This window comes from Bacillus sp. REN16 (assembly GCF_020731355.1).
In the GTDB taxonomy this organism is placed as follows: Bacteria; Bacillota; Bacilli; order Bacillales; family Bacillaceae_L; genus Ferdinandcohnia.
In genome coordinates this window covers 1-5518 of sequence record NZ_JAJFZK010000046.1, presented here as the reverse complement: position 1 = coordinate 5518, position 5518 = coordinate 1, and the positions used below count along the sequence as shown (strand labels likewise).

Annotated in this window: 5 protein-coding genes; 3 read left to right on the top strand and 2 right to left on the bottom strand. The window is 39.5% G+C overall.

Annotated elements, in window-relative coordinates:
* Positions 1-501: 501 nt before the first annotated feature.
* Positions 502-1482 (top strand): diaminopimelate dehydrogenase, encoded by a 981-nt coding sequence (locus LKW28_RS22640; protein WP_229142677.1) that lies wholly within the window; start codon positions 502-504, stop codon positions 1480-1482.
* A gap of 43 nt (positions 1483-1525) precedes the next feature.
* Here the strand turns inward: LKW28_RS22640 and LKW28_RS22635 are convergent, their stop codons facing one another.
* A complete protein-coding gene (locus LKW28_RS22635; protein WP_229142676.1) occupies positions 1526-3247 on the bottom strand; it encodes a sulfate adenylyltransferase in 1722 nt (573 codons plus the stop codon).
* Between the two features lie 301 nt (positions 3248-3548).
* Here LKW28_RS22635 and LKW28_RS22630 point away from each other — a divergent pair, with 301 nt between their 5' ends.
* Positions 3549-4229 (top strand): phosphoribosylaminoimidazolesuccinocarboxamide synthase, encoded by a 681-nt coding sequence (locus LKW28_RS22630; protein ID WP_229142675.1) that lies wholly within the window; start codon positions 3549-3551, stop codon positions 4227-4229.
* A 175-nt stretch (positions 4230-4404) separates the two neighbouring features.
* Positions 4405-4770 carry a DUF4870 domain-containing protein gene (locus LKW28_RS22625; RefSeq protein ID WP_229142674.1) on the top strand — a complete coding sequence of 122 codons (366 nt, stop codon included), beginning with the start codon at positions 4405-4407 and terminating at the stop codon, positions 4768-4770.
* Positions 4771-4825: 55 nt separating this feature from the next.
* Here LKW28_RS22625 and LKW28_RS22620 read toward each other — a convergent pair.
* On the bottom strand, positions 4826-5518 hold a 693-nt coding region (locus LKW28_RS22620), incomplete at its 5' end, for a YitT family protein (RefSeq protein ID WP_229142673.1).

The window sequence follows — 5518 nt, the reverse complement described above, 5'->3', positions numbered from 1 at the left end:
TTTTAGGCCCACACGATGTGGGTCATGAAGACGTTGCCACAGGATGTGGCGTCTTTAGTCTTCGATCATACTGCTCGAAAAATTTCCTCTTAAAAATCGTGGCATCCGCCGGAGGCTTAACTTTATTCAGATAGCTTTTAGACTCATACTGAATAAGTTAATTTTCTTGCCACCCATCCCTAAATTAGAGGTAGAAGACTTCTTCTGAATAAAGTTATATTTCACCCTTTCAAGCTATTCTTATGTTGAAAGCCCAAGCAAAATAACCATGAATTTCGACAAGAAGTTGTCCAATTTGGCAAAAAAAATATAGAGTTTTTAATAGATTTTATGAATAGTGTGTTTACCGAGGGAAGAACTTTTTCGATGTACGAAAGAAAAATATTGGCATATAGGCCAAGTTTCTATTATTATAAGTATTATCAAAAAAATGAGTAAAGAGTGACAAATTGTCCTGAATCTATTTTTTTGATGGGAATTTGAGGTAAAGGAGAAATGTATATGATCAACAAAATTAGACTAGGTATCGTAGGTTACGGTAATCTTGGAAAAGGCGCAATTAAGGCTATTAAACAATCTCCTGACATGGAATTAGTAGCAGTTTTTACAAGAAGAGCTCCGGAAAGCCTAAAGCTTGAGGATGCCAATGTGAAGGCTGAACATATTTCAAATGCAAGTGATTATCAAGGAAAAATTGATGTGATGCTGCTTTGTGGAGGATCTGCAACAGATCTGCCTGAACAAACTCCGCACTTTGCTAGCATGTTCAATACAGTAGATAGTTTTGATACACACGCGAAGATCCCTGAATTTTTCCAATCTGTAAATGAGGCTGCTAAAAATACAACAGCAATCATCTCAGTGGGCTGGGATCCAGGTCTATTCTCGATCAACCGTGTGATGGCAGATGCAATCTTACCTACTGGTGAAAATTATACTTTCTGGGGCAAAGGTTTAAGCCAAGGCCACTCTGATGCGATTCGTCGTGTAAAAGGTGTTAAAAACGGTGTCCAATATACAATTCCTTCTGAGGATGCAATGGACAAAGTTCGCAGCGGTTCAAATCCTGAACTAACAACTGCTGAAAAACACCGTCGCGTTTGCTATATCGTTGCCGAGGAAGGCGCAGATAAAGCAGCGATAGAAAATGAAATTAAAACAATGCCAAACTACTTCGCTGATTACGATACAGAAGTGAACTTTATTTCTGAAGAAGAATTAACTCGTGACCACTCGAAGGCTCCGCATGGCGGATTCGTGATTCGCGGTGGACAGACAAGTGAAGATACGACACAAATTTATGAATTCTCATTAAAACTAGATAGCAACCCTGAGTTTACTTCGGCTGTATTAGTTGCCTATGCAAGAGCTGCATACCGCCTAAGCCAAGAAAAACAATTTGGTGCAAAAACGGTATTTGATGTAGCACCTAGCTATATCTCTCCTAAATCACCAGAGGAATTAAGAAAAGATTATTTATAAGCAAACAAAAAATCACTCACAAATTGTGAGTGATTTTTTTCAATTATTCATCACTACCCCTGTACCTTTTATATGGCAGTGGATTCCAAATTCGATATTGCAGATCGTCTGAACGCAGTGGTGCGGGAATATCATCGAAGATTTTCCGTGCGACCTCCAATTCCCGCTCTGCTTCTGACTTATCCTGATACATAAATTCGTCCGACGCTTTATCCAAGGCTTTATTCACCTTTTCTTCAATATACTCTACGACCATTTCCTGCTGTCGATGAATCGACTCTCTAGCAGTTGCCACCCAATCTGGCTGTGCGGTGCGCAGTGTATCCGAAACATAGCTGAATTCATTAAAGATATCCTTATAGATTTTATCCGCATTTTCACGTGCGTCCTTCATGACGATTTCCAAATCTTCAATCGTAAGCTCTTCAACCTCAAGTGGCTTTCTTCGCTTTGGACCGCCAATTCCTGATCGCGTTAAATAATATGGGAAAATGCTCTTGATTGTTTTTCCGACCGGTGAGATCGCCATCTGGTTCTCGTCTACCCCTTTTGGCTGCACACCTTGAATCGCAATTCGTGCTGATTCTGGTCTCACGATTTCCTTTGGCGGCAACACCCCATACCGCAGCAGCTCGCGAATGCCTGTACCAGAAATATTAATCCGGTATTGCTCATCATGTGGACATGTTTGCTCGGTTGCCTGTGTACTGCAACGCGTACAATAAAACACCTCATGGAACAGACGAATATCTATCCCTAATTCATCAGGTGTAAATTCGTCAAATATCGTATGACTAGCGTATTTATCATAATAATCACCGATACCAGCGTGATCCCGTCCGATTAGCGCATGTGTACACCCATAATTCTTCATTATCAACGCATGAAGAACGGCTTCACGCGGTCCTGCAAAAATATAGGTAACTCGAAGTGGGGCAAGAATTGTTCTTTCTTTTGGATAATATGTATCCAGCACACTGCGGTAGGATAGCACCCGAAACTCATGGCGTGTATACTCACGCTTTGCCATTTCCACCAACGGCTGAACAAATAAACCTTCTAACTCTTCTAACGCATTTCGATGAATATACTCGTGCCCGCGGTGTAAAGGATTGGCCCCTGTAATAAATCCTCCAACCGATTTAAATTTTTTCTGCTCATAAAATAGCTTCCATGTGTCCTTTGGCTCCATTCGAATTTCTTCAAATGGCCCCCAATGAGCCCGTCTGACCAATGTAATTCGTCCAGCTAAAGCCGTATCACCCATCCGACGATAGATAGAATCTACCCCAGGGTGGTTGCGGTCAGTTGTACCAAAGACGTGTTTAGCACGGAATTCGCGATCATAATGAAAAATATCATTTAACTTAAGTATGGCAACCGGCTCTCTCGTTTCATCGGCAAGAGCAACCTCATCCCCTACTGATAATGATTTAATAATTTGCTGATTCCGGTCACCAATTGGTGCGAAGCTAAGCGGGACCGGCCATACGACTCCATTTTTCAAGCGGCCTTTCGTCAGAACAGACTTATAGTCTTCCTCATCCATAAACCCTTCATTAGGAGACAATACCCCTGTTGCAATCATTTCGAGTGTAATGACAGCCTCCAAATCCACCATAATCATTGGCAACTGTTTCGCTCTTTCCATGGCTTCATCGCGCTCTTTTCCCGTAATAACACGATTCACCAATTTGCCGCCATGTGGCTGTTGCGGATAGCTTGCTAGTGTTTTTTCATCCAATACATCCGTAAATTGATTCATCCTATCACCCCTCCATTACCACTTATATTCTATTGATATTCTTTATATCCTTCCTAAACTGAATATTTTATTAGAAAATTCAGTCAAAGTATCATTGTATGGTTAGCTTTCCTGCGTATGATAGATTAGCAGAATGGAAAAACGCTTAAAATTTGTAGTAAATTTATATTTCCCACTTAAATTCTCCTAAATTCTTAACATTAATATATTTTTTTATAAAAATATTCGTAATTACTCTTGTGCAATCATTATTTTATATTTATGATTATTATGTTGTTAAATTTCGCGTAGGAGGATTAACATGAAGCTAACTTACACTGGTAAAACAAAAGATGTCTATGAATTGCAGGACGGAAATTATTTACTTCAATTTAAAGACGATGTAACAGGTGTTGATGGTGTTTTTGATCCAGGTGCAAATACAGTTGGGTTAACTATTGAAGGTGCGGGACGTGCTGGATTAAAATTAACAAAATACTTTTTCGAAATTTTAAATGAAAAAGGAATTCCTACTCACTATCTTGGCGCTGATATCGATCAAGCAACCATGACAGTCAAACCGGCTGAAGTTTTCGGGAAAGGGCTTGAAGTCATTTGCAGATATCGTGCTGTTGGAAGCTTTTTGCGCAGATATGGCTTATATGCGGAAGAAGAACAACCCTTAGATGCTTTTGTTGAAGTGACCCTAAAAGATGACGGTCGTGAAGATCCTCCAATCAGTGAAGACGCTTTGGACATGCTCGGCATCCTGTCTAAAGAAGAATATCAAGTATTAAAAGGCCTTACACAACAAATTGCAGGCATCGTAAGAGACGAACTTGCACATAAGGGAATCGATCTATATGATATCAAATTCGAATTCGGACGTACTGGTGAGAACAAACAAATTGTCCTCATCGACGAAATCTCCGGCGGCAACATGCGTGCCTACAAGGATGGCCAGTACATCGAGCCATTGGAATTGGAAAAAATGTTTTTATAATAGTAGGTCTCAGGGACAGGTTCCTCTACCCTTTCCAATACACTTCTTATTTAATAAGAAGTGTTTTTTACGTTCTCGATATATAACGGTCACTCAATTCTTTCGAATATTATTCAAGTTAGTACAGTATCAATATAAAGATGTCATAGAAAATCGTGGGTAGGAGTGAGGAAAAATGAGTGAGGATAACAAAAACGGCGAGCAACAGAATCAAAACAAAACTTCAACAGGACTTACAGAAAACGTGGCCGGATTGCTTAGTTATGTATTAGGACCTATTACCGGGATTGTCTTTTTTATAATTGAAAAAGAAAGCCGATTTGTTCGATTTCATGCCCTGCAATCCATCTTTGTATTTGTTGCATTATTTGTTATTACAAAGGTATTATCATTCATACCATTGATTGGCTGGATATTCGCATTAATCGCGTCACCGCTTTCTTTAGTAGTATGGATTGTCTTGATGTATCAGGCCTACCAAGGAAAATGGTTTAAGCTGCCTGTTGTCGGAGATATAGTGGAGCAGCAACTAAAAAAATGATAGAATCGTAACAAAAAGAAGCAACGCGACATGGCGTTGCTTCTTACTATTTGTCTTAATGGATGTCTCGTTTCTTAAAGCTGCCTCCCTTGACCTCGGCAACATCATATACAACAACAAATGCTTGTTTGTCAATTTCAGAAATAATTTCCTTCATTTTACTTTCCTCTAAACGGTTAATGATACACGTAATTTCTTTGAAATTATCGCTCGAATAACCGCCTTCTACTAGATTATAGGTGGAACTTCGACCTAGGCGATCACGTATGGTTTCTACCATCAATTCTGGTTGACTTGTGATAATTTTATAGGATTTTGAACCGCTTAACCCTTCCTCGACTGTATGAATCACTTTAGAGGCAATATAATAAGCAATTCCCGATAAGAAAGCCCCTTGTAACCCAAAAACCGTTGAAACTACTATAAAAACAAATAAGTTTAAGAATAAAATAAGATCACTCGTTCCAAATGGCAGCTTTCTGGAAAGTAGTACAGCTAACATATCAATACCGTCTAATGCTCCTCCATTTCGTAATGCCACACCCATACCGAAACCAATGATAATCCCGCCAACAACCGTTACTAATAACGTATCTCCTTGAATAATCGTTGGGATATGGTGCATAATGCTTGTCCCGTACGCTAATGAAGCAATCCCGATTACCGAGTAAATCGCAAAGCTTTTCCCGATTTGTTTATATCCTAAAAAGATGAATGGGATATTAAGAATTGCGATTAGAAGTCCTAG